The sequence below is a fragment of the Rhodovulum strictum genome (assembly GCF_009649175.1).
Classification (GTDB): Bacteria; Pseudomonadota; Alphaproteobacteria; order Rhodobacterales; family Rhodobacteraceae; genus Rhodovulum; species Rhodovulum strictum.
The window spans coordinates 1-1,228 of record NZ_WJPO01000075.1; the positions used below are offsets into that span (position 1 = coordinate 1).

The 1,228-nt window shown below is 56.2% G+C and carries 1 protein-coding gene and 1 pseudogene; both read left to right on the forward strand.

The window, feature by feature from the left end:
• Positions 1-222: 222 nt before the first annotated feature.
• Positions 223-609 (forward strand): annotated as a pseudogene (locus GH815_RS18665) (transposase); the annotation flags it as partial.
• A 156-nt stretch (positions 610-765) separates the two neighbouring features.
• Positions 766-1,176, forward strand: a complete 411-nt coding sequence (locus GH815_RS18670) for a hypothetical protein (RefSeq protein ID WP_153750227.1) — start codon at positions 766-768, stop codon at positions 1,174-1,176.
• Positions 1,177-1,228: the final 52 nt, after the last annotated feature.

Here is a 1,228-nt window from a genome sequence, read left to right on the forward strand (position 1 = left end):
CGCGTCGGTCAGCCAGAAAAGGTTGCTCATCTCCACCCCCGTCAGTTCGGGAGCTTGAATCACGCAGGCCGGACAGCCTCAAGTATATCAATGGGTCCTGACCCTAGATGCACAGGACGCCGATCGGCGTCCCGTGCATCTAGCACGTGCTAAAAAACCCCGCTTCTGACGCCGGATCCAGAACGTGATTCACCCTTCCGGGAAGCACGAGGGGATCTCGGAATGCGCGGAACAGACGAGGCGAGCGGGTCGCTCTTCAGCTACGTCGACCTTGGGGAGCGCATCCCCGACCGTCAGCCGCTCCGCAAGATCCGCTGGGTCGTGAATGACGCGCTGGCCAGCATGGACGCAGATTTCGACCAGCTTTACGCCGCTGACGGCCGTCCCTCCATTGCGCCCGCGTGTCTCCTCCGCGCCAGCCTGATCCAGATCTTGTTCGCGGTCCGCTCCGAACGACAGCTGATGGAGCAGATTCAGTATAACCTGTTGTTCCGTTGGTTCGTGGGACTGGGGTTCGATGACGCTGTATGGGTCTCGACGGTGTTCAGCAAGAATCGCGACCGGCTCTTGATGACGGATATCGCGCAGAAGTTCCTGGCCGCGATTCTGCAATCGCGGGCCTTATTTTGCAGCATGATGAAAATCGCAGTTTGCAATTAACAGCAATCCACAGCCTTGAGCCAGATTGGGGAAATCACTGTTTTCCACTTTCAGGCGATTCGCATATGATGCGTGGAGTTTCGGTTTCAGGAGGTGTGGAAGGTCATGAATAAGTTTATCTTTGCTGTTCTTGGTGCGGCTTGCTGTGCGATGCCAGCCACCGCGAATGAAATCCTTCCATCCACCAAGAGCGAAATGACGCAGATCGCATCGGGAGAAACGAAGGCGGTGATGGCGCATGGGATCTGCCGTCAGATCACCAACAACAATGCCAATCCGGTCATGATTCCGCACAGGACGGCAAAGGAATGGTCGGCTGAAGAAAATTCATTCCTGGCCAGCGCACGTCCGGGCTTGATCATGCAAAATTGTCCGCCGCAACCGCCGACAGAAGATTGCTTCTTCTGGGTGTCCGGAGTGATTACTGATGATGAATACGAGCCTTTTCTCTTCAACAAATTGGGGGATACGTCGAATAACTATCTTTTCAACCCGCGATATTCACCGGCCGGCTGACATTGGAGCCAAGGTGCTGCTTTCGGGCGGGTCGAGGGCGTCCTGAGGGCCC